Origin of the sequence: Brevundimonas albigilva, from assembly GCF_023503965.1 — a bacterium.
In the GTDB taxonomy this organism is placed as follows: Bacteria; Pseudomonadota; Alphaproteobacteria; order Caulobacterales; family Caulobacteraceae; genus Brevundimonas; species Brevundimonas albigilva.
Map to the genome: position 1 here is coordinate 2,036,405 of NZ_CP097298.1, position 23,463 is coordinate 2,059,867.

Annotated in this window: 19 protein-coding genes and 3 pseudogenes; 7 read left to right on the top strand and 15 right to left on the bottom strand. The window is 71.5% G+C overall.

Features of this window, described 5'->3' with window-relative positions; translation table 11 throughout:
- Positions 1–178 precede the first annotated feature (178 nt).
- The 4 genes and pseudogenes from MU852_RS10905 (at position 179) to hisC (ending at position 6,513) form a co-directional block, all read left to right on the top strand.
- A pseudogene (locus tag MU852_RS10905) lies at positions 179–2,921 on the top strand (ATP-dependent DNA helicase).
- Positions 2,922–3,658: 737 nt separating this feature from the next.
- The gene (locus MU852_RS10910; RefSeq protein ID WP_249749605.1) at positions 3,659–4,714 is read left to right on the top strand and encodes a DUF2125 domain-containing protein; all 1,056 of its coding nucleotides are present in this window, start codon (positions 3,659–3,661) and stop codon (positions 4,712–4,714) included.
- Positions 4,714–5,394 (top strand): hypothetical protein, encoded by a 681-nt coding sequence (locus tag MU852_RS10915; RefSeq protein WP_249749606.1) that lies wholly within the window; start codon positions 4,714–4,716, stop codon positions 5,392–5,394. Before MU852_RS10910 ends, MU852_RS10915 begins: the two co-directional genes overlap by 1 nt.
- 16 nt (positions 5,395–5,410) lie before the next feature.
- Positions 5,411–6,513 (top strand): annotated as a pseudogene (hisC, locus tag MU852_RS10920) (histidinol-phosphate transaminase).
- A 4-nt stretch (positions 6,514–6,517) separates the two neighbouring features.
- Here hisC and MU852_RS10925 read toward each other — a convergent pair.
- The 4 genes from MU852_RS10925 to MU852_RS10940 are packed head-to-tail and all read right to left on the bottom strand — an operon-like array spanning position 6,518 to position 8,182.
- Positions 6,518–6,994 (bottom strand): RNA pyrophosphohydrolase, encoded by a 477-nt coding sequence (locus MU852_RS10925; RefSeq protein ID WP_249749607.1) that lies wholly within the window; start codon positions 6,992–6,994, stop codon positions 6,518–6,520.
- On the bottom strand, positions 6,994–7,641 hold the full coding sequence (locus tag MU852_RS10930; protein ID WP_249749608.1) for a divergent polysaccharide deacetylase family protein: 648 nt from the start codon (positions 7,639–7,641) through the stop codon (positions 6,994–6,996). The genes MU852_RS10925 and MU852_RS10930 overlap by 1 nt, the downstream gene beginning before the upstream one ends.
- On the bottom strand, positions 7,632–7,907 hold the full coding sequence (locus MU852_RS10935; RefSeq protein WP_249749609.1) for a hypothetical protein: 276 nt from the start codon (positions 7,905–7,907) through the stop codon (positions 7,632–7,634). The genes MU852_RS10930 and MU852_RS10935 overlap by 10 nt, the downstream gene beginning before the upstream one ends.
- Positions 7,868–8,182 carry a hypothetical protein gene (locus tag MU852_RS10940; RefSeq protein WP_249749610.1) on the bottom strand — a complete coding sequence of 105 codons (315 nt, stop codon included), beginning with the start codon at positions 8,180–8,182 and terminating at the stop codon, positions 7,868–7,870. The genes MU852_RS10935 and MU852_RS10940 overlap by 40 nt, the downstream gene beginning before the upstream one ends.
- 194 nt (positions 8,183–8,376) lie before the next feature.
- Here MU852_RS10940 and ppc point away from each other — a divergent pair, with 194 nt between their 5' ends.
- A complete protein-coding gene (gene ppc / locus MU852_RS10945) occupies positions 8,377–11,073 on the top strand; it encodes a phosphoenolpyruvate carboxylase (RefSeq protein WP_347342295.1) in 2,697 nt (898 codons plus the stop codon).
- Here ppc and MU852_RS10950 read toward each other — a convergent pair whose 3' ends face one another.
- Both MU852_RS10950 and MU852_RS10955 read right to left on the bottom strand, forming a co-directional pair.
- Positions 11,074–12,039, bottom strand: coding sequence for a magnesium and cobalt transport protein CorA (locus MU852_RS10950; protein WP_249749611.1), 966 nt, complete (start codon positions 12,037–12,039; stop codon positions 11,074–11,076). It abuts the gene before it with no gap.
- A gap of 158 nt (positions 12,040–12,197) precedes the next feature.
- The gene (locus MU852_RS10955) at positions 12,198–14,177 is read right to left on the bottom strand and encodes a M3 family metallopeptidase (RefSeq protein ID WP_249749612.1); all 1,980 of its coding nucleotides are present in this window, start codon (positions 14,175–14,177) and stop codon (positions 12,198–12,200) included.
- 329 nt (positions 14,178–14,506) lie between these two features.
- Here MU852_RS10955 and MU852_RS10960 point away from each other — a divergent pair, with 329 nt between their 5' ends.
- Positions 14,507–15,364 carry a glutamate racemase gene (locus MU852_RS10960; protein ID WP_249749613.1) on the top strand — a complete coding sequence of 286 codons (858 nt, stop codon included), beginning with the start codon at positions 14,507–14,509 and terminating at the stop codon, positions 15,362–15,364.
- Positions 15,365–15,368: 4 nt separating this feature from the next.
- On the opposite strand, the gene MU852_RS10965 is transcribed toward MU852_RS10960, so the two are convergent.
- The 4 genes and pseudogenes from MU852_RS10965 to MU852_RS10980 all read right to left on the bottom strand — a co-directional run.
- Positions 15,369–16,331, bottom strand: coding sequence for a cation diffusion facilitator family transporter (locus MU852_RS10965; protein WP_249749614.1), 963 nt, complete (start codon positions 16,329–16,331; stop codon positions 15,369–15,371).
- 78 nt (positions 16,332–16,409) lie between these two features.
- Positions 16,410–17,066, bottom strand: coding sequence for a hypothetical protein (locus MU852_RS10970; RefSeq protein WP_249749615.1), 657 nt, complete (start codon positions 17,064–17,066; stop codon positions 16,410–16,412).
- Between the two features lie 18 nt (positions 17,067–17,084).
- Positions 17,085–17,519: an HIT domain-containing protein gene (locus MU852_RS10975; RefSeq protein ID WP_249751928.1), complete on the bottom strand. Its 435-nt coding sequence runs from the start codon at positions 17,517–17,519 to the stop codon at positions 17,085–17,087.
- Between the two features lie 231 nt (positions 17,520–17,750).
- Positions 17,751–18,449: pseudogene (locus tag MU852_RS10980) on the bottom strand (SIMPL domain-containing protein); the annotation flags it as partial.
- Between the two features lie 121 nt (positions 18,450–18,570).
- On the opposite strand from MU852_RS10980, the gene mdh reads away from it, so the two are divergent.
- Positions 18,571–19,533, top strand: coding sequence for a malate dehydrogenase (gene mdh / locus MU852_RS10985; protein ID WP_249749616.1), 963 nt, complete (start codon positions 18,571–18,573; stop codon positions 19,531–19,533).
- A gap of 76 nt (positions 19,534–19,609) precedes the next feature.
- Here mdh and MU852_RS10990 read toward each other — a convergent pair whose 3' ends face one another.
- The 5 genes from MU852_RS10990 to MU852_RS11010 all read right to left on the bottom strand — a co-directional run bounded on the left by MU852_RS10990 (position 19,610) and on the right by MU852_RS11010 (position 23,392).
- Entirely contained in the window at positions 19,610–20,392 is a 783-nt protein-coding gene (locus MU852_RS10990; RefSeq protein ID WP_249749617.1) for a MipA/OmpV family protein, read from the bottom strand.
- A 44-nt stretch (positions 20,393–20,436) separates the two neighbouring features.
- Positions 20,437–21,126, bottom strand: coding sequence for a lysophospholipid acyltransferase family protein (locus tag MU852_RS10995; protein WP_249749618.1), 690 nt, complete (start codon positions 21,124–21,126; stop codon positions 20,437–20,439).
- 47 nt (positions 21,127–21,173) lie between these two features.
- The gene (locus tag MU852_RS11000) at positions 21,174–21,800 is read right to left on the bottom strand and encodes a YdcF family protein (RefSeq protein WP_249749619.1); all 627 of its coding nucleotides are present in this window, start codon (positions 21,798–21,800) and stop codon (positions 21,174–21,176) included.
- A complete protein-coding gene (locus tag MU852_RS11005; protein WP_347342296.1) occupies positions 21,797–22,618 on the bottom strand; it encodes a cell division FtsX domain-containing protein in 822 nt (273 codons plus the stop codon). The genes MU852_RS11000 and MU852_RS11005 overlap by 4 nt, the downstream gene beginning before the upstream one ends.
- Positions 22,619–22,681: 63 nt before the next feature.
- Positions 22,682–23,392, bottom strand: coding sequence for a cell division ATP-binding protein FtsE (locus MU852_RS11010; RefSeq protein ID WP_249749620.1), 711 nt, complete (start codon positions 23,390–23,392; stop codon positions 22,682–22,684).
- Positions 23,393–23,463 lie beyond the last annotated feature (71 nt).

Consider the following 23,463-nt stretch of genomic DNA (forward strand, 5'->3'; position numbering starts at 1 on the left):
TGCATTTCGTTCGCCCGAACCAGATGTTCCCGTTCCGTTTCATCCCGCCCGGCGCTATCTATCGGCCGTGTCCGACGAATCCGTCATCGCCCCGTCCGTCCACAGCGCCGCCGACGCCGCTGTCGGCCCGTGGACCGACCTGCCGCCCGCCTTGGCCGTGCCGCCGGGCGCCGGGGCCGTGTGCGACGAGGCAGGCGCGCGGCGGATCGGGCGGGGGCCGCCGAGGGACTGTTCACCGGCGGCCGCGTCCTGGTCGCCCACGCCAGCCTGACCGCGCGCCGCCTGGGCCTGCAGCCGCCGGCGCGCTCGCCGGACGTCATGGACGTGCTGGAGCTGTTCGCCTTCGTCCGCCCGGCCCGCTTCTGCGCGCCGTCGCCGACCGGCCTGGCGCTGGGGCTGGGCCTGGCCGAGCCGAAGTCGGTCGAGGCGCAGGCCGAACGGCTGCACGAGGCGGCGACCCTGCTGCTGAAGGAGCTGGCCGCCCCCGCCTATCCGGGGCGGGAAGAGGCCTACGCCCTGGCCCTGACGCTGGAGCGCGCCGGCTGGGCCTGGGGCGCGGCGGCGGTGCGGGCGCTGGAGCGGGGCGGCGTGCGTCAGAGGCAGCATCGCGGCGCCGGCCTGGACGTCTGGTCGCGCCTGACCGAATGGGAGGACGAGGCCCCGCGCGGCGAGGCGGGGTCCGCGCCCGTCGATTCCGAATCCGCCCGCATCCGTCTGGACAAGCTGCTCCAGGCCTCGGGCCTGGACGAGACCCGCCCCACCCAGTCCGACTACGCCGCCGAGGCCGCCTTCGCCTTTTCGCCGCGGAACGAGGAGGGCCGGCCCCGCGTCCTGCTGGCCGAGGCCGGCACCGGCACGGGCAAGACCCTGGGCTATCTGGCGCCGGCTTCGCTGTGGGCCGAGCGGAACCAGGGCGCGGCCTGGGTCTCGACCTACACCCGCGCCCTGCAGCGCCAGATCGACCGCGAGAGCGGCGCCGTCTGGCCCGACCCCGCCGAGCGCAGGAAGAAGGCCGTGATCCGCAAGGGGCGCGAGAACTATCTGTGCGTCCTCAACCTGCAGGACATGGTCCAGGCGGCCCAGCTGGGCAACGGCGACCTGATCGGCCTGGCGCTGGCCGGCCGCTGGGCGATCCACAGCCGCGACGGCGACATGACCGGCGGCGACTTTCCCGGCTGGCTGCCCAGTCTGTTCGCGGTCGCGCCGTCCCAGCAGGCGGGGCCGGCCAATCTGGTCGATCGACGGGGAGAGTGCGTCCACGCCGCCTGCCCCCACTACCGCGCCTGTTTCGTGGAAAAGACCATCCGCGCCAGCCGCAAGGCCGACCTGGTCATCGCCAACCACGCCCTGGTCCTGACCCAGGCCGCCTTCGACGGCGCCCGCTCGGCGCGCGGCCAGAAGCAGGACGGCGAGACGGCGGCGCTGAAGCGATCGTCTTCGACGAGGGCCACCACCTGTTCGACGCCGCCGACAGCGCCTTTTCCGCCTGCCTCTCGGGCCAGGAGGCGGCCGAGCTGCGCCGCTGGATCCGCGGGCCGGAAGGGCGCGGCCGCCGCGGGCGCGGCCTGGAGCAGCGTCTCGGCGACCTGACCGGCGGCAACGAGGCCGCGGCCAAGGCGCTTCAGGACGCCATGCGCGCCGCCGCCGCCCTGCCGGGCGAAGGGGTGTCGGGCCGCATCGCCCCCGCCTCGGGCGAGGTCAATCCCATCGGCCCGATCGAGGCCTTCCTGGCCGCCGCCCTGGACCAGCTGCGCGCCCGCACCGCCGACACGCCCTATGGCGGCGCCGAGTTCGGCATGGAATGCGCGCTCAAGCCCGTGACCGAGCCGGTCGCCGAGGCCGCTCGCGCCGCCGCCCGCGCCCTGGCCGCCATCGAAGCCCCGCTGCTGACCCTGGCGCGCACGCTGGAGGACATTCTGGACGACGAGGCGGCCGAGCTGGACGGCTCGCAACGGTCACGCATCGAGGGCGCCCTTCGCGGCCTGGATCGGCGCGCGCGCATGACCCTGCCGGGCTGGCGCTCCATGCTGGCGGCGCTGGAGGAGGCGGGCGCCGAACCCGATCCCGACTTCGTCGACTGGCTGTCGGCCGAGACCGCCTTCGGCCGCATCCACGACGTGGCCCTGCGTCGCCACTGGATCGACCCGACCGTGCCGCTGGAGGCCGCCGTCATCGTGCCGGCCCACGGGGTTCTGGTGACCTCCGCCACCCTGTCCGATCCGTTGCAGGACGACCCGTTCGACCTGGCCCGCCTGCGCACCGGCTCGGCCCGGCTGATCGAGCCGCCGCGCACCCTCAAGGTCGACAGCCCCTTCGACTACGCCGCCAACAGCCGGGTCATCGTCGTCAACGACCTGATGAAGGACGACCCCCGCCAGACCGCGGCGGCGATGCGCGAACTGTTCCTGGCCGCCGGCGGCGGGGGCCTGGGACTGTTCACCGCCATCCGCCGGCTGAAGGCGGTCTATGAGCGGCTGGGGCCGGACCTGGCGCGGGCCGGCCTGCCCCTCTACGCCCAGCACGTCGATCCGCTGGAGGTCGGCGCCCTGGTCGACATGTTCCGGGTGGAGGAGAACGCCTGCCTCCTGGGCACCGACGCCGTTCGGGACGGTGTGGACGTGCCCGGCCGATCACTGCGCGTCCTGGCCTTCGACCGGGTGCCCTGGCCGCGCCCCGACCTGCTGCACAAGGCGCGGCGCGAACGGCTGGGCGGGAAAGGCTACGACGACGCCATCGCCCGCGCCCGCATGGCCCAGGCCTTCGGCCGCCTGATCCGCCGGGCCGACGACAAGGGCGTCTTCCTGATGCTGGACGCCGCCGCCCCCACCCGCCTGTTCGCCAGCCTGCCCCCCGGAACCGAGGTCCAGCGCCTGGGCCTGGCCGACGCGGTCGAGCAGGTGCGCGACTTCCTGGGCGATTGAGGGAGCGTTCGCCCTCCCAATCATGGGAGAGAAGGCGGAACCAGAACGGAGAACCGCCCCTTTTCGTCATCCTCGCCCTCGTGGCGAGGATCCAGACTCCCGGTGTCCAACGATTGGGCGCGCTGCGGCGAAACCGGGAGTCTGGATCCCCGGGTCAAGCCCGAGGATGACGGGTGTGGAGGACGGCGGGAATGCGAGGTCGGAACCCGCCAACTCTCCAAATGACGCTGCCTCGACCGCAACGATTCCAACCGCTTGCCGGATTCTCGCGCTCTCCAGCCCGCCTGAACTGAAAACCGTGCCATGCTTTCCTCGTCCCGTCGCACCGGAGGGCTCGTAAGGCCTGCGACCTTGCGGCGGCGGGAGCGGAGGAAGCGGGGGCGGGTCTGGAACGGCCCGCGCCGCCTCGCCGGCCGGCGCACCGGACGCGCGAGGCGGAGGGTCGAGGGGGATACTCGGCCTCACCCGGACGGGGTTTCGCAGACCCCGCCGGCCCGCCGCAGGCTTATGGGGTTAGGCGATAAGACCGCCACCACTCGGCGCCCCGAGCTTGCAGGCCAATCCTTCGCGCGGAGCGTCAACCTTCGTCGAAACGCTACACACATCACAGACCTCCGGGCGAAGGCCCGGCGCTCCGCCCGGCCCTCCACCCACGCGCGAAAAGCGCGGGGACGATCCTGCCTGTCCGGCGTTGAAGGCGCGCTGCCGCTCGTCTTCCGATCTGCTATGGACCTCGCATGACCGACCGTTCCTCCGCTCCGCGCCACAGCCGCTGGGGCCTGTATGCGCCCTTCGTGATCGTGCTGGGCCTGCTGGCCGCCTGGACCGTCTGGTGGTTCATCCTGGCCCATCAGGTCGAAGGACGGCTGGAGCAGCAGGCCGAACGCCTGCGCCGGCAGGGGTGGGACGTCCGCTACGCCGACGCCTCGGTCACCGGCTGGCCCTTCCGGGCGCGCGTCGCCGCCCGCCATGTCAGCCTCGCCGCGCCGTCCGGCCACGCCGTCGCCCTGCCGGAGCTGGTCGCGGAGGCCAACGCCTATCAGCCGACCAAATGGGTCCTGGTCGCGCCGGACGGGCTGACCCTGGACCGGGCTGGAAAGGGCAAGGTCGCGGTCAGGGGCGACGCCGTTCGGATGAGCGTCAGCGGCCTGGATCACCGCTGGCCCGACCTGGCGCTGGAACTGGTCAACCCCGTCTTCACCGCCCATCCGGACAGCGAGCCATTCCCGGTCGCGCGCGCGGCGCGGTTCGAATTCTACGCCCGGCCCCACGTCGTCGGCGACCAGGCGACGACCGACGACCTGGACGTGATGGCCCGGCTGCTGGACGCGCGGGGCCGGCCCGACGGCGCGGTCGAGGGCTTCGCCCAGCAAGGTCAGCTGACGGTCGAGATCGAGGCGGTGATCGGCAGGGCCTCGACCCTGTCGGGCGGCGACCCGGCGGGCGTGTTCGCCGCCTGGACCCGCTCGGGCGGGACCTTCCGCAACGTGCGCGGGGAACTGAAGGCCGGCGACAGCGAGGCGACGCTGAGCAGCGACCTGCTGCGCGCCGACGCGGACGGCCGCCTGGTCGGATCGGTGGACTTCCAGGCGCGGCGTCCGGGGCCGGCCATCGCCGGCCTGGCCGGATCGCAGGCCGGCCCGGTCGACCAGGCCGGCGCCGCCGGGGCGGCGGCGACCACGGGCGCGGCCTCGGCCGGGTCGCCGGACGACCTGCCCCTGACACTGGTGTTCCGCGACGGGCGCGCCTGGCTGGGGCCGTTCCCGATCGCCCCCGCGCCCAAGCTGTTCTGATGCTGCCGGAACCCCGGATCGACGCCCAGCGCGCCGGGCTGGAGCGCGCCCTGGTCGAGGCGGCGCGGGCGCGCCTGGCGGCCGGCCCCTGGCCTTCGCCCGATGCGGCGGCCCTGGCGCTGCGTCCGCTGCTGACGGGTTCGGGGAGCACGGACGCGGTGCTGAAGGCGATGGCGGGCCGGATCGACGCGGCGACCGGGCGGCCCCTGGTCGTCTGCGGCGGCCTGGCCCAGGCCCTGGCGGCCGACCGCTACGGCCTGACGGCCCGGCCCTTGGCGGTGACGGAGGCGGCGCTGAAGGCGGTGGAGGACGGGGGCCGCGCCCTGATCGACCTGACCCACGACCGACCCTGGTGGGGCCGGCTGCTGGCCCGCCCGGATTTGAGGATCGTCGCCGCCCTGCCGGACGACCGCCAGGGTCGCCCCCGGGCGCTGATGGTGTCGGGCCAGGCGCCCGGCCCGACCGGCGACGACCGCAGCTTCTGGGTCACCGACAGCGGCTGGAGCGACGGCCGGATCGTCCAGGCCCTGTCCGATGTCGGCCTGGCGGCCGAACCGCTGGCGGCGTCCGGCGGCTTGAAGCTGTTCACGCTGGCGGGCTATGTGCAGGCCGAGGACGGGCGGCTGGACGGCGCGCCCGGTTCGTTGAGCGGCGTGATCGGCGCCGCGCCCCTGTTCTGATTTCTTCGAGGCTATCATGACCGACGCGACCGCTGGCGGCCCCACGCCCAAGCCCGGCATCCTGGACATCGCCCCCTATGTCGGCGGCAAGTCGGCCATCGCCGGCGTGGCCGAGCCGATGAAGCTGTCGTCCAACGAGAACATGCTGGGCGCGGGCGAGAAGGCGCGCGTGGCCTATGAGGCGGCGGTCCGCAACATCCATGTCTATCCCGACGGCCGCGCGACCAAGCTGCGCGCCGCCGTGGCCGAGACCCACGGGCTGGAGCCCGAGCGGCTGATCTTCGGCAACGGCTCGGACGAGGTCTTCGCCCTGCTGAACCAGACCTATCTCCAGCCCGGCGACAACATCGTCACCGGCCAGTACGGCTTCCTGGCCTATCGCATCAGCGCCAAGGCCTGCGAGGCCGAGGTCAAGCTGGCGCCCGAGCCGAACTACAAGGCCGAGGTCGACGCCCTGCTGGCCCAGGTCGATGATCGGACGAAGATCGTCTATGTCTCCAATCCGTCGAACCCGACCGGCAGCTGGAACTCGGGCGAGGAGATCCGCCGCCTGCACGCCGCCCTGCCGGACCATGTCCTGCTGGTGGTGGACGAGGCCTACGCCGAATACGTCACCGAGCCGGATTGGGAGACCAGCTTCGGCCTGGCCCGGGACGCGGCCAACATCGTCGTGACCCGCACCTTCTCCAAGATCCACGGCCTGGGCGGCCTGCGCATCGGCTTCGGCTATGCGCCCCTGGCCGTCGCCGAGGCGCGGTCGACCGCATCCGCCTGCCGTTCAACGTCTCGGTCCCGGGGCTGGAAGCCGCCACAGCCGCCCTGTCGGACGAGGCGCACCAGACGGCCTCGCGCGAGCTGATTTCCGCCTGGAAGCCGCGCCTGACCCAGGCCATCCGCGGCTTCGGCCTGGAGGTCCTGCCCAGCGCCGGAAACTTCGTCCTGGTGATCTTCGACAGCGCCGAACGGGCGACGGCGGCCAACGACTACCTGAACGCCAAGGGGATCATCGTGCGTCCCGTCGGCGGCTACGGCCTGCCCCAGGCGCTGCGCATCACCATCGGCACCGAAGACCAGAACCGCGCCGTCATCGACGCGCTGAGCGAGTTCGCGGCGGGCTGAAGCCTCAGCCCGCGAACCGGGCGAAGGCCTTCACCACCCGCTCGTAGGCCGGGCGCTTGAACGGCACGATCAGGTCGCAGGCGTCCGACAGCGGGCCCCAGCGCCAGGCGTCGAACTCGATGTCGGCGTCGGCGCCCAGGTCGATCTCGCTCTCGTCGCCGACGAAGCGATAGGCGAACCAGCGCTGCTTCTGGCCCTTGAAGCCGCGCCAAGCCTTGGCGTTGTCCATCGCTTCGGGCGGGAAGTCGTACAGGATCCAGTCCTTGGTCCGGCCCAGCGGCTCCACCGAGGTCACGCCCGTCTCCTCGCGCAGCTCGCGCCGGGCGGCGGCCTCCAGGTCCTCGCCCTTGTCGACGCCGCCCTGGGGAAACTGCCAATTGTGCGGGCCGGGCGTGGCGTGGCGCTGGCCGTACCAGACCAGGCCGTCGCGGTTGAACAGCACCACCCCGACATTGGGGCGGTAAAGCTCCAGATCGGCCATCAGCGCCCGGGCCGCATCGTCATGGCCGAGGCGGGCGCCAGCTGCAGGCCGCGCTGCTCCAGGCCCGCGGTCCAGCGCGCGGCGGTCTCGACCGTCACCGGATAGCTGAAGCCGGTCCCCAGCGCCGAGCCCCGGATCTTGGCCTGGGCCTCCAGGCTGTTCAGGGCGGCGATGACGGCGGCGGGCGACTGGGTCTGGTCGATGATCTTGTCGGCGCTGGCGCGGGCCCAGGCGCCCGGCCGCCGCTGGAACGACCCGTCGTCCAGGAAGGCGACCCCGTGCTGGCGCAGCACGCTCAGGAAGGCGCCCATGCCCTGATCCGAGGCGGCGAAGCGGTCGCCCAGATAGTTCGTCACGCCGAAATAGCCGGTGGCGCGGCCCAGCAGCCAGTCCATCTTGGCCTTGACGTCGTCCGGGCCGCCGCTGGCCAAAAGGGTGTAGGGGCCGGGATCGTTGTCGGGATAGCCGCTGGGCTCCATCGGCATTTCCAGCATGACCTCGTGGCCCTGGGCGCGGGCCTGGTCGATCCACCCCTGCAGGTTTTCGGCATAGGGCACGAAGCTCAGGGTCACCTCCGGCGGCAGGCGTTCGATGGCCGCGCGGGTCGTGACGGCGTTCAGGCCCAGCCCGCCGACGATCAGGGCCACGCGCGGCTGCCGTTGGGGCGGAACGGACGGGCGTAGGCCTGGGCCGGCACGCGGCCGTCGGGCGCGATCACCGGCAGCGGCCCGCTGGGGCCGTTCTGGAACAGGCCGGCGATGGGAGCCTTGGGCAGCGGCGAGGCGGCGTGGACCGGCACGGAATAGTTCGTCCCGCCCGCCACGCTGGCCCCGTCGGGCAGGGTGATCAACGCCTCGCCGCCGGCCGCCGGGCTCAGCGGGTCGGCCCCGGCCAGGTCCTGATACAGGCCCATCTGTCCGGCCGAGAAGGCGTCGTAGCCGCTGGGGGCGCCGCCTCGGGGGCCGCCTCGCGCTTCAGGGCGATGCGCGCCGAGGGCGCGCCCGCGCGGGGGTCGCCCAGAACCGTCAGGAACAGGGCGCTGGTCGCCAGCAGGAAGACGCCGGCCAGGCCCGCGATCACGGGCGGCTTTCTCAACACATGGCCCACCGACCGCGCGGCGAACTTGCGCCGCGGGCGGGGCGGCGCGCCGGCGGCGGCGGCGAGGACGGACTGACGTTTGGCGAACATGGGCAAGAGACGGACCGGCGACGGATTCCTTCGCCCTCATCATCGCGCGGGGCCGGTTAAGAAACCCTAACGGCGGGTTCACCATGATCGGCGCTATCGGCGGCTGTCACGGATCGTGCGTTGACCTGGCGGCGTTCGATCTCTTCACATGGCCGTCTCCCCGTCCGGTCAGAGCCCGCCCAGAGGAAACGCCCATGATGAGCCCCGCCGCCGACGACGCCCTGCGCGACGAAGTCCGACTGCTGGGCGGCATCCTCGGCGACGTCATCCGGGAGGAGGGCGGCCAGGCGCTGTTCGACCATGTCGAGGCCGTGCGCCAGGCCTCCATCGCCTATCACCGCGATCCGGCCTCGCATCCGGCCAAGCGGCTGGAGCGGCTGCTGGGCGAGCTTTCGGTGGAACAGGCGGCGGGCCTGGCCCACGGCTTCGCCCTGTTCTCGCTTCTGGCCAACATCGCCGAGGACCGGGCCACGCGCCGTCGCGCCCAGGGCCAGGCCGAGGCCGGCGCCCGCGCCGACACGCCCGAAGGCGCGCTGAAGCGGCTGGCCGACCAGGGCGTGGACCGCGAGGCGGTGCGCGCCCTGCTGGACGAAGCCCTGGTCTCGCCGGTCCTGACCGCCCACCCGTCCGAGGTGCGCCGCAAGAGCGTCATCGACCGGATCGCCGCCATCAGCGACCTGCTGGACGCCTGCGACCGGGCCGGCGACGCCTGCACCCCCGCCGCCGTGTCCGAGCCGCTGCGCCGCCAGATCGTCATCCTGTGGGCCACGCGCCTGGTGCGGTCGCAGGGCCTGGTGGTGCAGGACGAGATCGACACCGTCGTTTCCTTCCTCGAACGCATCTTCCTGCACGTCGCCCCGCGCCAGCTGGCGGCCTGGCGTCGGTTGCTGGAGGCGCCCGGGCTGCAACCCTTCCTGCGGGTCGGCACCTGGGTCGGCGGCGACCGCGACGGCAATCCCAACGTCGACGCGACGGTGCTGGCCGCCGCGTTCCGCAGCCAGGCGCGCGCCGTCCTGGCCTTCTATCTGGACGAGGTCCACGCCCTGGGCGCCGAGCTCAGCCTGGCGGTCGAGCTGGCCGCGGTGTCGCCGGAACTGGCGGCCCTGGCCGACGCCGCCCACGATCCGTCGCCGCACCGCGCCGACGAGCCCTATCGTCGCGCCCTGACCGGCATCTACGCCCGGCTGGCGGCGACCCACGAGGCGCTGGCCGAGGCGCCGCCGCCGCGCCGTCCGTCGGTCAGCGGCGAAGCCTACGCCGGCCCCGACGCCTTCGAGGCGGACCTGAAGGTGCTGCACGACAGCCTGGTGTCGCACCACGGCGTCTTCGCCCAGGACCGGCTGACCGACCTGATCACGGCCGTCGAGATCTTCGGCTTCCACATGGCCACCCTGGACCTGCGCCAGAACTCGGACGTGCATGAGCGGGTCGTCGGCGACCTGCTCAAGGTCGCCGGGGTCTGCCCCGACTATTCGGGCCTGGACGAGGAGGGCCGGCTGGCGGTCCTGGCCGGCGAGCTGCGGTCCGCCCGCCCGCTGTTCTCGCCCTACGCCGACTATGCGCCCGAGACGCTGAAGGAGCGCGCCATACTGCAGGCCGCCGCCGCCGCGCTTGCCGCCTTCGGGCCCCAGGCGATCCGCACTCACATCGTCTCCAAGACCGACGCGGCCTCGGACCTGCTGGAGGTCTATCTGCTGCTCAAGGAGGTCGGCCTTTACCGGCCCGAGGACCCGGCCGCCTGCCCGGTCCAGGCCGCGCCGCTGTTCGAGACCATCGAGGACCTGCGCGCCGCCCGCCCGACGCTGGAACGTCTGCTGCAGGAGCCCGCCGCCCTGGCCGTCGCCAAGGCGCGCGGCGTCCAGGAGGTGATGATCGGCTATTCGGATTCCAACAAGGACGGCTCCTATCTGACCTCGGGCTGGGAGCTGCACGAGGCCTCGCGCGCCCTGGTGGGCGTCACCCAGTCCCACGGGCTGAAGCTGCAGCTGTTCCACGGCCGCGGCGGCACGGTCGGGCGGGGCGGCGGATCGGCCTTCGCCGGGGTGCTGGCCCAGCCGGAAGGCACCGTCCAGGGCCGCATCCGCACCACCGAACAGGGCGAGGTCATCGCCAACAAATACGGCGAGCCCGAGATCGCGCTGCGCAACCTGGACGCCCTGACCTGCGGCGCCGTCCTGGCCTCGCTGGGCCACGGCCGCGACCAGGAATACACCGCCGAGCACGGCGCCCTGCTGTCGGACCTGTCCTCGGCGTCGATGGCCGCCTATCGCAAGCTGGTCTATGAGACCGAAGGCTTCGTCGACTACTACCGCGCGGCCACCCCGATCGCCGAGATCGCCGATCTGAAGATCGGCTCGCGCCCGTCGTCGCGCACCGCCTCGACCCGCATCGAGGACCTGCGCGCCATTCCCTGGGTCTTCAGCTGGTCGCAAAGCCGCGTCATGCTGCCCGGCTGGTTCGGCTTCGGTTCGGCCGTGCAAGGCCGCGACATGGCCGAGCTGAAGGCGATGGCCGAGGCCTGGCCCTTCTTCAAGACCCTGGTCCAGAACATGGAGATGGTCATGGCCAAGGCCGACATGACCATCGCCCGCCGCTATTCGACCCTGGTGGAGGACGCCTCCCTGGCGGCGCGCATCTACGGAGAGATCAAGGCCGAGTGGGAACGCACCCATGCGGCGGTCCTGGCCATCACCGGCCACGATCACCTGCTGGGCGGCCAGCCCGAACTGCACCGGCTGATCCGCCTGCGGATGCCCTATGTCGAACCGCTGAACCACGTCCAGATCGAGCTGATCCGCCGCCGCCGCTCGGGCGACGAGGATCCCCGCGTTCGCGAAGGCATACTGCTGGCCATCAACGGCGTGGCGGCGGGGCTCAGGAACAGCGGCTGATCACAGCCATTTCGACCGCTTGAAGGTGACGTACAGGGTCAGGCAGACCGCCGCGATCAGCGCCAGCACATAGGCGTATCCGTAGCGCCAGTGCAGCTCGGGCATGAACTGGAAGTTCATGCCGTACACGCCGGCGATCGCCGTCGGCGCGGCCAGGATGGCGGCCCAGGACGCCAGCTTGCGGGTGATGACGCCCTGGCGCTGCTGCTCCAGCAGATTGGCGACCTCGAACACCGACGACAGGATGTCGGTCAGGCCGTTCAGCCGGCTGTTGACCCGTTTCACATGGTCGGAGATGTCGCGGAAATAGGGCCGCACGTCCGGGTCGATGCACGGCAGGTCCAGCGACTGCAGCTTGCCGGCGACCTCCTCCATCGGACCCATGATGCGGCGGAACTTCAGCAGTTCGCGGCGCAGGGTGAACAGCCGCCGGATCTCGGCGCGGCTGAGGAAGGCGTCCAGCGTCTTCTGCTCCATCTCCAGCACGCTGTCCTCTGAGGCGTCGACGATCGGGACGTAGGCGTCGACCACATAGTCCAGCACCCCGTGCAGGACATAGTCCGGTCCGGCGCGCAGCTGGGCCGGCGAGGCCTCCAGCAGCTGGCGCAACGCCGTATGGGTGCGGGCGGAGCCGTGGCGGATGGTGATGACGTGGTCTTCGCCGACGAAGATGTGGGTCTCGCCGTAGTCGATGCGATCGTCGACCTTCTGGGCCGTGCGGGCGACCACGAACAGTTCGTGGCCATAGACCTCGACCTTGGGAATTTGGTGCGCCGCCAGGGCGTCCTCGACGGCCAGCGGATGCAGTCGGAAGCGCCGGACCAGCACGTCCAGCTCTTCGCGCGTCGGATCGACCAGGCCGGTCCAGACAAATTCGTCCGGACCCAGCGCCAGCCCCTGGGGCGTCAGCGGCGCCTCTCTCAGGCGCTGGCCGTCCTTGTAAACGTAGGAGGCGACGACGGGCATTCGGGTCTCCGGCTGCGACGACCCAGCCTTAAGCCTCCGGCGCCGAAAACAAAACGGCCGACGGATCGCTCCGCCGGCCGCAATGCGCTGGGCTCAAGTAGGCCAGGGCCGATAGCCCTACTGAAAAGCCTCAAGTAGGCCGAAGGCCGGTAGGCCTACTAAGAAGTCGGGAAGCCCCGCACGCGCAGCAGGGCGGCCACGTCCGGGTCGCGGCCGCGGAACTGGCGATAGGCCTCGCCGCGGTCGGTGGTGTTGCCCGGCGCCAGCATGATCGACTTGAAGCGGCCGGCGATGTCCGGATTGAACACGTCGCCCGAGTCCTCGAAATAGGCCCAGGTGTCGGCGTCCATCACTTCCGACCACAGATAGCTGTAATAGCCGGCGGAATAGGCGTCGGACGTGAACAGGTGATTGAACTGCGGCAGGCGGTGCCGCATCACGATCTCCCTGGGCATGCCGATGCGGGCCAGGCTGGCCTTTTCGAAGGCGTCGATGTCGGTCGGCGGCGTGGCTTGCGTGTGCAGGTCCATGTCGACGATGGCCGACGACAGATAGCTGACGGTCGCATAGCCCTGGTTGAAGGTGTTGGACGCCTCGATCTTGGCGACAAGTTCCTGCGGCATCGGCTGACCGGTCTCGACGTGCTTCAGATAGCCGTCCAGCACGGGGCGGCTCAGCACCCAGTGCTCGTGCACCTGCGACGGATATTCGACGAAGTCGCGCGGCGTGTTGCCCAGCGCCGGATAGACGACCTGCGACGAGAAATAGTGCAGGGCGTGGCCGAACTCGTGGAACAGGGTCTCGGCGTCGTCCAGCGAGATCAGCACCGGATCGCCGTCGGGCGCCTTGACGAAGTTGTTGTTGTTCGACCCCAACACGTTCTCTTCGCCGTCATAGGTCGAGTGGGCGCGATAGGTGTTCATCCATGCGCCCGAGCGCTTGCCCGGACGGGCGTAGTCATCGGCGTAGAACAGGCCGACCGGCTCGCCGTGGTCCTTGACCGCATAGACCACCACGTCCTCGTGGAAGACCGGCACGGTTCCGGGCGCCAGGCGCTCGAAGGTGAAGCCGTACAGCCGCTCGGCCATGTAGAAGGAGCCGGCGCGGACGTTGTGCAGTTCGAAGTACGGCTTCAGCTGGTTCTGATCCAGGTCGTACTTCTGCTTCCGGACCTTCTCGGCGTAGTACAGATAGTCCCACGGCTCGATGTCGTGGCCGGCGATGGCCTTCATGTCGGCGACCTCCTCGGCCACGCGGGCCTTGGCCGGCGCCCAGACGCGCATCATCAGGTCGTTCGCCGCGGCCGGGGTCTTGGCCATGGTGTCCTGCATCCGCCATTCGGCGTGATTGCGGAAGCCCAGCAGCTTGGCGCGCTGGTCGCGCAGCTTCACGATCTCGGCGATGGTGGCGTTGGTGTCGTTGGCGTCGCCGTTGTCGCCGCGATTGACGAACTTGCGCCAGACCGTCTCGCGCAGGCCCCGGTCGTCGCCGAAGGTCAGAAACGGATCGACGCTGGAGCGGGTGTTCAGGATCGCCCAGCCCTGAAGGTTGCGGCTGCGCGCGGCGGCCGCGGCGGCGGTCTTGTTCGACGCGGGCAGGCCCGCGACGCCGGCCTCGTTCGGGATCAGGGTCCAGCTGTTCTCGTCGGCCACGACCTTCTGGCCGAAGCGGGTGAAGGCGTTGGTCAGGGCGGTGTTGATCCGGCCCAGTTCGGCCTTGCCGGCGGCGTCCAGCGCCGCGCCGTTACGCACATAGGCGTCGCGGGCGCGGGTGGCCACGCGGGTCTGCTGGGCGTTCAGGCCGGCGGTCCCGGCGCCGTCGGCGACGGCGCGGATGCGCTGGAACAGCTTGTCGTTGAAGGTGATCTCGTCGCCCGCGGCCGACAGGACCGGCGACACTTCGGTCTCCAGCGCGTCCCATTCCTCGCCGCCGATGTTGGACGTCATCACGCCGAACAGGGTCAGGGCGCGGTCCAGCGGCTCGCCCGCCATCATCATCGCCACCGAGGTGTTGGCGAAGGTCGGCGCATCGGGGTTGTCGGCGATGGCCGCGATCTCGGCGCGCTGCAGCTCGATGCCTTCCAGGATGGCCTCGCGCAGCTTGGCCGGCGTCCTTGTCCCAGGGCGGAACGCCGCCATAGGGGCCGGTCCATTCCTGCAGCAGTTCGGCGCGCGGGCTCTGCCTGGGAAGGACGGCGCGCGCGGCGGCGGCTTCCTCGGCCAGGCCCGAGGCGCTGGGGCCCGAGACCCCGCCCATGCCTGCGCTGGCGCAGCCCGCGACCATCATCAGGCCCGCGCCGCCGAGGAGGAGGTGTCGTCTATGCATCGAATGTTCCTTGCTGGGATCATGTTGCGCGGACCCTAGACCGCTCGGCCGGGCGCGTCACATGACAGGGCTGTAATTAATCGTCGCGGTTTGCGCCCTCACGGGCATTGAGGCGGTCGGCCGGGCGGTCTAAAGCCGCCCCATGGCCATCGGCGTATTCGACTCCGGCGTGGGCGGGCTGACCGTCCATCGCGAACTGACGCGGCGCTTTCCGACGCGCGACTTCATCTATCTGGCCGACCAGGCCAACGCCCCCTACGGCGGACGCGGTGGCGAGGAGATCGTCGATCTGACCCGCGCGGGCTGCGAGCGCCTGTTCCAGGCCGGGGCGTCGGTGGTGGTCCTGGCCTGCAACACCGCCAGCGCCATCGCGCTGCGCCGGCTGCAGCAGACCTGGCTGCCGTCGGTGCGGGAGCGGCTGGGCCGGCCGGCCAATGTCCTGGGGATCATCGTCCCCACCATCGAGGCGGCCACCGGACTGCCCTGGTCGTTCGAGGCCGAGCGTCCGCAGGAGGGCGAGAAGGTCGCCGCCATCGACATCACCGGCGTGTTCAGCACCGCCGCCACGGCCATGAGCCGGGTGTATGAGATCGAGATCGACAAGCGCCGCGAGGATCTGGCGGTCTTTTCCGAGCCGTGCCCCGGCCTGGCCGGCCTGATCGAACTGGGCGCCCCGGCCGAGGAGTTGACGCTGGTGGTCCAGGACCACGTCGACGCCTTGCGTCGCCGCATCGGCCGTCACCCGGACAAGGCCATACTGGGCTGCACCCACTACGAGATCGTCGCCCCCCTGTTCGCCGCCGCCCTGCCGCCGGACACGACGCTGATCCACCAGCCGACGGCGGTGGCCGAGGCGCTGGAGCGCTATTTCGCGCGCCACCCGGAGTATTCGCTGGGCGACGGCGGGCGCCGAGACTTCCTGACGACCGGCGCGCCGGGCGCCCAGTCGGGCCTGGTGGCCCAGTTCTGGGGCGCGCCCGTCACGTTCCAGCCGGCCTGAGCCGTCAGCAGCCGGGGCAGTCCGGCAGGGCGCGCGTCTCCAGCTGCAGGGTCGTGTGGCCCACCGAGAAACGCCGCGCCACGGCCTGCGCCTCGATCAGCAGGGCGTCGCCGTCCTCACGCTGGTGCACCAGGTGCGCGGTCAGGGCCGCCTCGGTGGTCGACAGGCCCCAGACATGCAGGTCGTGCACGGCGCTGACGCCCGGCAGCGCGGCCAGGGCCCTTTCCAGCGCGATGACGTCCACCGCCGACGGCGCGCCGTCCATGGCCAGGTTGACCGAATCCTTCAACAGCCCCCAGGTCGAGATCAGGATCACCGCCACGATGACCAGGCTGACCAGCGGATCGATCAGCGACCAGCCCGTCGCCAGGATGACGCCGCCGGCCACCACCACGCCCAGCGACACGCCGGCGTCGGCCATCATGTGCAGATAGGCGCCGCGCGCGTTCAGATCGTGCTGCGACTTCATGAACAGGAGCGCCGTGCCCAGGTTGATGACGAAGCCGATCCCCGCCACGATCATGATGGTGGTCGAACCGACCGGCGCGGGCTCGGCGAACCGGCGCACCGCCTCGAACGCGATGGCCCCGCAGGCGAAGATCAGCAGCAGGGCGTTGCCCAGCGCCGCCAGCACCGTCGCCTTGCCATAGCCGTAGGTGCGCCGGCCCCCGGCGGCGCCGTGCGCGCCGCGCCGCGCCAGCCAGGCCGCCCCGCCGGCCATGGCCAGGCCGAGAACGTCGGACAGATTGTGTCCCGCGTCGGCCAGCAAGGCCGTGGAGTCCGCCATCAGGCCCGCGGCGAACTCGCACGCGACAAAGGCCAGGTTGACGATCAGGCCGACGCCATAGCGCCAGTCGCCGGTGTCGACCGGCCCATGCGCGTGGCCGTGCCTATGATGGGAATGGGAATGATCGTGCGCGTGATCGGCGTGATCGTGGGCGTGACCGGAACCGTCGTGCGCGTTCATGATCCCTGCCTACGCCCGGCCGCCCTTCGCGCCAAGCGGCTATATGATAACAGGCTGAATGTTATCATGTAATCATGATCAATGCTGATGCAGGGCCACCATCGCCCCCAGGGCGATCAGGGCCAGGCCCAGCACCGCGCCTTCATAGCGGGCCCACCGCTCCAGCCGCAGGATGGAGGCGCCCGCCCGGGCCAGGCCCGTGAACACCGCCATGCCCAGCACGGTCCCGGCCGCGAAGACCAGGCTGAGCAGCCCCAGGGCCGCCACCCCCTCGGACGAGGCTGACAGATAGATGGGCAGCAGCACCTCGCCCGGAGAGATCGCCAGCATGGCCACAAGGCCGACGAAGGCCGCCCGATCCGATACGGCCGGTTCCGCCTCGGTCAGGGCCGGGCCGCTGGCCGCCACCGGCCGCCTCAGCGTGGCGCGGGTCAGATAGAAGCCTCCGAACAGGAACAGAAGCACCGCCGACAGATGGGGCAGGACGCCCTTGATCCATTGGTCCAGCGCCAGGCCGGCGGCCACGATCAGCCCGCCCAGGACGGCGGTGGTCAGGATGTGGGCCAGGCCGGCCACGACGACGGCCAGAAGGGTGCGCGTCATGCTCCAGCGCTGGGCCCGCCCGACCAGGACGAAAGGCAGCCAGTGGGTCGGCAGGGCCGCGTGCAGGAAGGCGGCCACGAAGCCGCCGCCCAGCAGCGAGAGGAGAACGGAATGTTCGGCGGGGAAGCCCATCACCGGGCCTATAGCTTGTTACCTTATAACGGTCGAGCCGCGATCGTCCGCGATCGTCGAAAGCGCGCCCTGCAAGGCGTCGACCGGGCGCCGCATCGCGCCGGGCCGTCCCCAGACAGGATCGGGCCACAGGCCGTCGTCGCGGCGACGGCCGACCACATGCACATGAAGCTGCGCGGTCACATTGCCCAGGGCGGCGATGTTCAGCTTGTCGACCGGCCGACCGGCGGCCTCGCCCAGGCGACGCACCGCCTCGCCGGCCCGCACCGTCTCCTCGATCAGCCGCACGCGATCGGCGGGCGACAGGTCCGACACCTCCACCGCGCCGTCGACGCGCGGGATCAGGATCAGCCACGGAAAGCGCGCGTCGTCCTGCAACCGCACCTGGCACAGCGGCCAGTCCAGGGCGAAGACCGATCCGGCTTCGAAGGCGGGGTCGACGGCGAAGCTCATTCCAGGCCGTAGATGACGCAGGCGCTGTCGGTCAGCGTCTGGAGCGGGGGCTGCAACGCCAGCCGCGCGGCCTCGATCTGGGCCTCGCTGGGCGCCGCGCCGCCCGGCGGCGGGGGCGGCGGGGGCGGCGGGGGGAGCGGGCGCGAAGGCCGCTCGCTCGACACGCGCGCCGGTGACCGTGATCTCGTCCAGCGTCGTGGCCTGGCCGCCGCCCGCCGCATAGGACGGCCAGCCGGCCAGAACGTCGGTCTGGCAGACCCGGCCGGTGGGGTCGATCACGCGCACGCGGCCCAGGCGTGCGCCGGCGTTGGTCGCGGCCGCCTCGGCGCGGCGGCGGGCGTCCTTCATGGCCTCGGCCGCCAGGTTGCTCTTCCAGCTGTTCTCCGGCTCCAGGTTGAAGCCCACCCGGCTGATGGAGGTCGGGCGCGACGCGACGATGGTGGCGTACACCCGCTCGACCAGGGACACGTCCCGGATGGTCACGCTGACGGTCGCATCGGCCTGATAGCGGGCGATGCGGTCGGCGCGGGTGTTGTCGCGCATCACGCCGTTCTCGTCGCGATACTGGTCGTAGAGCGGCCGGGTCGTGACCGACGTCTCGACCCGCACCTTGTCGGCGCCATAGGCCGCCAGGGCCTGGCTGAGCGCGCGGACCTGGTCGGCGGCGGCGCGCGAGGCGTCGGCGACGCTGCGATCCACCGACTGGAAGCTGGCGCCGACCGAGGCGCGATTGGCCTGGATTTCCACCCGCACCTCGCCGACCGAGGCGATGACCGGATCGCGCATCCACCAGGGCGCCGGCACATAGCGGTCGCCGATGGTCGCCGGCGGCGTCTGGGCCAGGGCGGGCGCGGCGGTCAGGACCGGGGGCGAGGCCAGCAGGGGGACAAGGGCCAGAAGCAGCGTGCGGCGCATGAGGGGTTCCTCCATTCCATCCTGACCTTCGCAGGCCCGACCAAGGCCGTAAAGCGAGGTTCTTGCGAGGACCGCGCCAGGGGTCTAGACCGCCGTCGCCAAATCCCTTTCGCACACGCAACAACCGGAGACTTCCATGGCTCGCGCGAAGATCGCCCTTATCGGCGCCGGCATGATCGGCGGCACCCTGGCCCATGTGGCCGCGCGCGAAGCGCTGGGCGACGTCATCCTGTTCGACATCGCCGAGGGCACCCCCCAGGGCAAGGCGCTGGACATCGCCGAAGCCTCGGCCGTCTTCGGCCAGGACGTGGCCCTGAAGGGCGCCAATGACTATGCCGACATCGCCGGCGCCGACGTCTGCATCGTCACCGCCGGCGTGCCGCGCAAGCCCGGCATGAGCCGCGACGACCTGATCGGCATCAATCTGAAGGTCATGAAGGCCGTCGGTGAAGGCATCAAGGCGCACGCCCCGAACGCCTTCGTCATCTGCATCACCAACCCGCTGGACGCCATGGTCTGGGCCCTGCAGAAGTTCTCGGGCCTGCCCAAGGAAAAGGTCGTCGGCATGGCCGGCGTGCTGGACAGCGCCCGCTTCGCCTACTTCCTGGCCGAAAAGACCGGCGTGTCGGTGCAGGACGTCCACGCCTGGACCCTGGGCGGTCACGGCGACGACATGGTGCCGATGGTGCGTCACTCGACCGTCGGCGGCCTGCCGCTGCCGGACGCCGTCGCCGCCGGCTTCCTGTCGCAGGCCGACCTGGACGGCATCGTCGAACGCACCCGCAAGGGCGGCGGCGAGATCGTGGCCCTGCTGAAGACCGGCTCGGCCTTCTACGCCCCGGCGGAATCGGCCATCGCCATGGCCAAGTCCTATCTGCTGGACCAGAAGCGCGTCCTGCCTTCGGCCGTCTATCTGAACGGCGAATACGGCCTGTCGGACCTCTATGTCGGCGTCCCCGCCCTGATCGGCGCGGCCGGCGTGGAGAAGGTGGTCGAGTTCACGACCAACGACGACGAGAAGGCCATGCTGGCCAAGTCGGTCGATTCGGTGAAGGGCCTGATCCAGGCCTGCAAGGACATCGAGTCCTCGCTGGCTTGATTTGAAGGGGCGCGGATCGGCGCCGCCTGGAGTTCGGAAAGGGCCGTGGAGCGATCCGCGGCCCTTCTTCCATGCGTCAGCTTCCGCTGGAGAAGCGAACGACCCCGATCAGGCCGGCGCGCCACACGCCCTCGTCCTCGACCAGGGGGCTGTCCTTGGTGTCGCCCAGCCGCTGCTCGTAGTTGACGAAGCCGCCGACGCCGAACCGCTCGCCGATCGGAATGGCCAGGAAGGCCACGGCCCCGGCGCCGGACAGGCCGCCCGACGCCTCGTACGGCTGATAGCCGCTGCCCGGCGCCTGCTCGGGGGAGACGCCGAAGTAGCGCTGGATGCGCTCGTCGTTTCCGCCCACGACATAGCCCGACACCCGGAGCAGGCCCACCGGCGTCACGCGCTGGTGGCCGACGGAGGCGAAATACTGCAGGCCGGCGTCGTCGCCCGACACGTCCTGGGCCACGCGGCCGCCCACGACCACGCCGCCCAGGCGCTTGTAGGCGTAAAGCGCCGCATCGGCGCCGAAGTCAGGCCGCTCCAGGCTGGAGCCCTCGATGTCGCCGGCGGCGAAGCGGGGACGAAGCTGGACGCCGGCGCGGAAGTCGTCGGTCTTGACCGCGTTCCAGCCCAGGCCGTCCAGGCCGTTGGCGTAGACGATGTCGCGATAGCTGGCCGAGCCCCAGGCGGTGTAGTTCACGTCGTCGCCGGTGTTTCCCGTGGCGCTGAAGCCGTGGGTGATCCCGCCGCCGACGTCGACGCGCCAGGTCTTGGGCGCTTCCACCTGCTCATAGGGCTGGGACTGCGCCAGGGCCGAGCCGGCGACGGCGGCGAAGGCGGCGGACAGGACGAGGGTGCGAAACGACATGGATGCGGCCTTGGGCGATCTGCGGGACGCCCGGCCGGGGAGGGTCAGGCCGGATCAGAATGCGCAAGCGCGGCCTTTGGCTCCAGCAGCGCGCTCGAAGCCGTCTCGATGCGGCTTTCCAGCAACGCCATCATCGGGCCCCGCTTCAGGCCGGCGGGGATGGGTTCGAGGAATTCGAAGGTCACCACGCCGGGATGGCGCATGACGCCGTGCGCGGGCCAGCCGACGCCCGAGTTGGTCGCCACCGGCCAGCACGGCCCCTCCAGGTCGCGATAGATGGCCGCCACGCCGGGCTTGTAGTCGCCCGGCGCGCCCGGCGCGGTGCGGGTGCCTTCGGGAAAAATCACGATCTGGCGCCCTTCGGCCAGGCGATCGCGCGCCTGGCGGGCCATGTCCTTCAGCGCCTTGGCGTGGCCGGCCCGGTCGACGGCGATCATCTTGGTCTTCCAGGCGAACCAGCCGAAGAAGGGCAGGGGCATCAGCTCCTTCTTCAGCACGAAACAGGCGTCGGGCAGGATGGCCAGCAGGGCCACCACGTCCAGCATCCCCTGGTGCTTGGACGCCACCAGGGCGGCGCCCGAGGGGCGGTGTTCCAGCCCCTTCACCTCGACCTTCACCCCGGCGATCCAGCGCAGGCCGAACAGCACCGTGCGCGCCCAGGCCTTGATGACCCCCATCGCATAGCGGTGCGGCATCAGCAGCGCCGGCGACAGGCCGACGGCGAACAGCGGCATCGACAGATAGAGCCACAGGGTGAAGACGGGGAGCGCAGCAGGGTCACTTAAGCCGGAGCCTTCTCGTCAACGGGCGCGGCCGCGGGCCGGTCGCGGGTCACACGCTCGACCCCCTCGCGGCCCAGGGCGACCAGATACTTCATGTATTCCAGGGTCATGCGCCGGGCGGTGACGGCCGCGCGCCACCAGCGGGCGTTGTCCAGCGACGGCGTCGACACCGCATAGGGCGTCAGCCGCACTCCGGGCAGGGCGCCGCGGATCTCCACCAGGGATCGGGGCATGTGATAGTCGGAGGTGACGACGATCAGGTCGTCATAGCCCTTGGCGCGGGCCCAGGCGGCGATCTCCTGGGCGTTGCCGACCGTGTCCTCGGCCTCGAAGCCCAGGTCGACGCAGCAGTTGAACAGGCGGCTGGAGCCGGGCGTCAGCTCGCGCAGCTCGCGCCGGCGCACCTCGCGGTTGACGCCCGAGATCAGAACGCGCTGGCCCTTGCCCTGCTCCAGCAGCCGGATGGCGGCGTTGACGCGTTCGGACGACGGGCCGGTCAGGGCCACGATGGCGTCGGCGCGGGCCGGCTCCTCGGCCGGCGTCAGGCCTCGCACCCGATCGGCGAAGGCGAACAGCCCGACCAGCCAGATCAGGGCGACGATGGCGATGATGACCAGCAGCCTCATCCGTCCTGCCTGTCCGAGCCCAGCACCTTCAAGGCGGCGAATCTGGCCGCGAGAACCGCCACAGTAGCGGCCAGCAGCGGGCAAGGCGAGAGCAGCAGCAGATCGCTCCACGCCAGGGGCAGGGCCTGGGTCAGGCCCTCCGATCCGCCCAGGAAGCGCAGGAAGATCACCAGCAGCCCCGCCGCCGCCGCGCCGATGGCGCCCGCCGCCAGCGCCATCAGGCCGAAGCGGCGCATGAACAGGCCGGCGATCCGCGCATCGGTCGCTCCGTTCAGGCTCAGGGTCTCGATCGTGCTGCGCCCCGCCGCCAGGCCCGCGCGGGTGGCGTAGGCGATGGCGGCCCCGGCGGCCAGCGCGATCGCCAGGAAGGCGGCGGCGGCCAGAAGGGCGATCAGCCGCGCCGACCGCTCGACCTCGCCGCGCCACAGGCTGTGGTCGTCGACGCTGGCGTCCAGCCCCGCCTCGGCCAGGGCGCGGCTCAGCGTCAGGGCGCTGGCGGGCGCCTCGGGGTTCAGGCGGACGGCGACCAGGAACGGCAGGGGAAGGTCGGGAAGCACCGCGTCTCCCAGCCAGGGACGCAGCAGGTCCTCGGCCGCCTTGCGGTCCAGGGCGGCCGCCTCCTCGACCCCGTCGACGCCGGCCAGGGTCTCGGCGGCGCGGGCCGCGGCGGTGGCGCCCGATTCGCCCACGCGCGGGCGGACCTGGACGGTGGCCTCGGCGCCCAGCTGGCGCGCCCAGCCCTGGGCGGCGCGGTCGGCGGCGGCGCCCGCGACCGCGGCCAGGCAGGCCAGGAAGCACAGGACGGCGATGACCGTCATCAGCCACGGCTCGCCGGCGGCGGCGGGCGGCAGCAGCGGGGCGGCGTGCGGGAACCAGGCGGATCACGCGGCCGCCTCGTACAGTCCGCCCCTGTGCAGATGAAGCACGCGCGCGCCGGAGCGTTCGGCCAGGGCCTGGTCGTGGCTGGCGATCAGCACCGTCGCGCCCAGCCGGTTCAGCGACTGGAAAAGGCGCAGCAGCCTGTCGGCCATGGCGGCGTCGACGCTGCCGGTCGGTTCGTCGGCGACGATCAGGCCGGGGCGGTTGATGACGGCGCGGGCGATGGCCAGCCGCTGCTTCTCGCCGCCGGACAGGGCGGGCGGGCGGGCGTCCATCCGACGGCCCAGGCCGACCCACTTCAGCATTTCTTCCACGTCGGCGTCCTGGCCGGCCTCGCGCCCGCCAGCCAGCCGCAGAGGCAGGGCGGCGTTGTCGAAGGCGGACAGGTGGTCCAGCAGGCGGAAGTCCTGGAACACCACGCCCATCCGTCGGCGGAAGGCGGGAATGTCGCGGCGCGCGATGTCGGTCACGTCCGCGCCGAACAGGCTGATCCGGCCCGTCTGAGGGCGCGCGCCCAGCGTCAGCAGGCGCAGCAGCGAGGACTTCCCCGCCCCCGAGGGGCCGGTAAGGAAGTGGAAAGAGCCGCGCGGCAGAATGAGGTTAACGTCCCGCAGGATCCTGGGCGCATCCGCATAGCCGAAACCCACGCCGGACAGGCGGACGGTTTCGGGCGCGGAGGCGGTTTCGGCGGCGCTGGCGGGCGAGGACGGCATGGTTTCGGTTTCAGGGACGGGCGCGCGGGTCGCGCCTCTCGGGAGGGGGCGCAAGCCTTGCAGTCAGACGA

Bases quoted from the DNA above. Each gene is read 5' to 3' on its own strand.
- MU852_RS10910 (WP_249749605.1), top strand. From the start codon at position 3,659: ATGACCGACCGTTCCTCCGCTCCGCGCCACAGCCGCTGGGGCCTGTAT.
- MU852_RS10915 (WP_249749606.1), top strand. From the start codon at position 4,714: ATGCTGCCGGAACCCCGGATCGACGCCCAGCGCGCCGGGCTGGAGCGC.
- MU852_RS10925 (WP_249749607.1), bottom strand. From the start codon at position 6,994: ATGGCCGATCTGGAGCTTTACCGCCCCAATGTCGGGGTGGTGCTGTTC.
- MU852_RS10935 (WP_249749609.1), bottom strand. From the start codon at position 7,907: ATGGGCCTGTATCAGGACCTGGCCGGGGCCGACCCGCTGAGCCCGGCG.
- MU852_RS10940 (WP_249749610.1), bottom strand. From the start codon at position 8,182: ATGTTCGCCAAACGTCAGTCCGTCCTCGCCGCCGCCGCCGGCGCGCCG.
- ppc (WP_347342295.1), top strand. From the start codon at position 8,377: ATGATGAGCCCCGCCGCCGACGACGCCCTGCGCGACGAAGTCCGACTG.
- MU852_RS10950 (WP_249749611.1), bottom strand. From the start codon at position 12,039: ATGCCCGTCGTCGCCTCCTACGTTTACAAGGACGGCCAGCGCCTGAGA.
- MU852_RS10955 (WP_249749612.1), bottom strand. From the start codon at position 14,177: ATGGCGGCGTTCCGCCCTGGGACAAGGACGCCGGCCAAGCTGCGCGAG.
- MU852_RS10960 (WP_249749613.1), top strand. From the start codon at position 14,507: ATGGCCATCGGCGTATTCGACTCCGGCGTGGGCGGGCTGACCGTCCAT.
- MU852_RS10965 (WP_249749614.1), bottom strand. From the start codon at position 16,331: ATGAACGCGCACGACGGTTCCGGTCACGCCCACGATCACGCCGATCAC.
- MU852_RS10970 (WP_249749615.1), bottom strand. From the start codon at position 17,066: ATGGGCTTCCCCGCCGAACATTCCGTTCTCCTCTCGCTGCTGGGCGGC.
- MU852_RS10975 (WP_249751928.1), bottom strand. From the start codon at position 17,519: ATGAGCTTCGCCGTCGACCCCGCCTTCGAAGCCGGATCGGTCTTCGCC.
- mdh (WP_249749616.1), top strand. From the start codon at position 18,571: ATGGCTCGCGCGAAGATCGCCCTTATCGGCGCCGGCATGATCGGCGGC.
- MU852_RS10990 (WP_249749617.1), bottom strand. From the start codon at position 20,392: ATGTCGTTTCGCACCCTCGTCCTGTCCGCCGCCTTCGCCGCCGTCGCC.
- MU852_RS10995 (WP_249749618.1), bottom strand. From the start codon at position 21,126: ATGCCGCTGTTCGCCGTCGGCCTGTCGCCGGCGCTGCTGATGCCGCAC.
- MU852_RS11000 (WP_249749619.1), bottom strand. From the start codon at position 21,800: ATGAGGCTGCTGGTCATCATCGCCATCGTCGCCCTGATCTGGCTGGTC.
- MU852_RS11005 (WP_347342296.1), bottom strand. From the start codon at position 22,618: ATGACGGTCATCGCCGTCCTGTGCTTCCTGGCCTGCCTGGCCGCGGTC.
- MU852_RS11010 (WP_249749620.1), bottom strand. From the start codon at position 23,392: ATGCCGTCCTCGCCCGCCAGCGCCGCCGAAACCGCCTCCGCGCCCGAA.